Origin of the sequence: Halomonas sp. AOP13-D3-9, assembly GCF_052379125.1 — a bacterium.
Taxonomy (GTDB): domain Bacteria; phylum Pseudomonadota; class Gammaproteobacteria; order Pseudomonadales; family Halomonadaceae; genus Vreelandella.
Genome location: NZ_JBQSYH010000043.1, coordinates 1 through 2,872, shown reverse-complemented (window position 1 = coordinate 2,872; position 2,872 = coordinate 1). Strand labels below are relative to the sequence as shown.

Sequence of the window (2,872 nt, the reverse complement as noted above, 5' to 3'; positions counted from 1 at the left end):
ATGGGTCTTCGTTGCTATTCACGATTTCAGTGGCACCGGGGCCTTGGTGGCGATGCTCCTCACCACTCTTTTTGTCAGCGCCCTGGCGCTCTTCTTTGCAATCCCCTTTGGGCTCTATCGGCGCATCACGGGGCCACGGTTAGCCTGTCTTAGCTTTGCCGGTATGTGGGTGGTGAGCGAATGGCTACGCACCTGGTTGCTCACCGGCTTTCCCTGGTTATTGCTGGGCACCTCTCAGGTAGATTCTCCACTAGCCCCATGGGCGCCCGTTGGTGGTGTGTACTTGCTGTCACTCATGACCGCGCTGACAGGTACGTTAGGGGTAGAGGTACTGCGTCGCCGCTGGGGTTTCCTTGTCCCAATGGCCGCCTTGTGGATCGTTCCATTCCTATTGCCCGCCCAATGGACAACCCCGGCTGGCAAGCCCATCCGGGTGGCATTGCTGCAAGGGAATCTTGACCAGCGCATTAAGTGGACTGCCCAAGGGCAGCGCGAGGCGATCAGTATCTACACGGCGATGACACGGGAGCAAGCAAGGGATATCGATCTCATCGTTTGGCCCGAGGCAGCCCTTCCCATGCTTGAGCAGGAAGCACAGCAAATACTTGAGCAAGTAGCGTCCGACCTGGGGCCTGACACCGCCTTGTTGACCGGCATTTTGCAACGCGACAGTGAAGGGCGCTCTTATAACAGCGTCATAGGGCTAAATGATGTGCAGGGCGAATACCAGAAGGCGCACTTGGTGCCCTTTGGCGAGTATTTGCCATTCCAAAGTCTCCTCGCTGGCACCCTTGCTTTTTTCGACTTGCCAGTACCTCGCCTGACCCCAGGGACAGGCGAACAGGCTCCGTTACACGTGGCTGGAGCCACCATTGGCAATGCCATTTGTTACGAAATCATTTTTGCCGACCATGTCGCCCAACAGGCGCGTAATGCCGAGCTGCTATTAACGGTTTCCAACGATACGTGGTTTGGGCGCTCCATTGGCCCACACCAACATCTTCAAATGGCGCGTCTACGTGCCTTAGAAAATGGTCGTCACCTACTTCGAGCTACCAGTAATGGCGTGACGGCCATCATCGATTCACAAGGCCACGTCACAGCCCGTGCCCCACAGTTTGAACCGGCCAGTTTAACTGGCGAGGTGACCCCGATGCAGGGCCTAACTCCTTTCACACGCACCGGTAGTGGCCCCGCTTGGATACTCGCTGCGGTGCTGACACTGCTCGGGTTACAACTGAACTTATCTCGATCAAAAAACGACGCATTAGATGAAAAAGGAACCTAGCGATGCTCTTGGCAAAGAACGCAGCAATACTTAAGAGATTCCTCCCATGGCCAATGCAGATCGGCTTCATCGTGAGTGTGATGGTTTCGTTTCTGGCATGGCTCCCTGTCGCCATGGCGGCACAACCTTCCACTGCCCAGGAGACGGAATGGCCCAAAGGGCATTACCCGCTACCAGAGGAAGGTAATATTATCGGAGAGGCTGACACCTTTATCGTAAAGGATTACGACGATACCTTGATAGATATTGCCAGGCGTCACAACCTTGGCTATTTGGAGATGATCCGTGCAAACCCAGAGGTTAGCATCTGGGTTCCAGGGGTGGGCACGGAAGTGACTATTCCGGGACGTTTTATTCTGCCGAATGTGGAGCGTACTGGGATCGTCATCAATATCGCCGAGCTGCGGCTTTACTACTACCCAGATGTCAAAAACGGTGAGACACCGCGTGTTGAGACCTATCCTATTGGCATTGGTCGCGAAGGGTTTGATACTCCTCTAGGCGTGACCGAGACCACCATGAACATTAAAAACCCCGCGTGGTACCCGCCTGAGTCGGTAAAACGCGAAGCGGAAGCACGCGGTGAAACCGCGCCCAGCGTTGTGCCACCCGGCCCCGATAACCCGCTAGGAGACCATGCCATCATCCTAGGCTTCGATGGCTATTTGATTCACGGCACCAACCAGCCCGATGGCATTGGCATGCGCGCAAGCCGAGGTTGTATCCGCATGTTACCCAAAGACATCGAATCTATATTTGACCGCATTCCACCCGGCACCCAAGTCAACATCATCAATCAGCCGATCAAGATAGGTTGGGAAGGCGGTCAGCCGCTGATTCAAGCCTTTCCGCCGCTTGGAGAAGAAGAGCACAGTATGACCGCACTCACAGAGACCATGACACGCCTTAACCAATACAATGTCGATAACGTAAACCTCGATTACGAGCAGCTCAGCGATGTCCTGTCACTCTCTAACGGGCTTATAACCCCACTACATCCAAAGCAGGAACAGGAGCCACAGCGCCACAGCCCAGAAGAGAAGGCTATCAAGGGCATTTATGAAGACCTGGTTTTGACGTCATCTCAACGGTCATGACACGCCTTTTGGCACCCCGTTGAGCCCTGGCATATAGGTAGAGAGCCATAGCCCCGTCCAAACGGCGGGGCGACATTCGCCTACAGAGTCGCGGGGCCCTCCAAGTGACTGCGCGCTATCAGTGTCTTAGCACTCAATATCCAGAGGCAGCCAGTAGGTAACGCCACCCACTACCACCTGTATCCCGTCTGTCGTCCGCTCTACGGTCTGTTGTCGAAGCATTTTCTGCGTTAATTTTGTGTCATGGAAATACTCCATGGCAGCAACGATCCATGCCTCCCTCCAGGCCTCTCCTTGATCAGCACACCGGGCCATCGTCATCAGGGTGCGGGCTAGTGTTTCTTTTCGCCGCTTTCTTGCCCGTTTTACATCCACCCGAGGAGCCAACGTGGTGGCATGTTGGCGATTTAAGAAATTAGTAAACCCCGTGACCGAGGCTGCTTGTCCGGGCACCGCCTGCAAATAGTTGTCCACATCGCCCTGTTGA

At 54.9% G+C, this 2,872-nt stretch carries 2 protein-coding genes and 1 pseudogene; 2 read left to right on the top strand and 1 reads right to left on the bottom strand.

What is annotated here, in order from left to right; translation table 11 throughout:
• A partial coding sequence (gene lnt, locus ACT3UM_RS24050) for an apolipoprotein N-acyltransferase (protein ID WP_498902529.1) occupies positions 1-1,288 on the top strand: 1,288 nt, incomplete at its 5' end.
• Positions 1,289-1,341: 53 nt separating this feature from the next.
• On the top strand, positions 1,342-2,385 hold the full coding sequence (locus ACT3UM_RS24045; protein ID WP_035539261.1) for a L,D-transpeptidase family protein: 1,044 nt from the start codon (positions 1,342-1,344) through the stop codon (positions 2,383-2,385).
• A gap of 126 nt (positions 2,386-2,511) precedes the next feature.
• Here the strand turns inward: ACT3UM_RS24045 and ACT3UM_RS24040 are convergent.
• Positions 2,512-2,872, bottom strand: a pseudogene (locus tag ACT3UM_RS24040) (hypothetical protein); the annotation flags it as partial.

What these genes read in the sequence shown, in the direction of transcription:
- ACT3UM_RS24045 (WP_035539261.1), top strand. Translation starts at nt 1,342, where the DNA reads ATGCAGATCGGCTTCATCGTGAGTGTGATGGTTTCGTTTCTGGCATGG.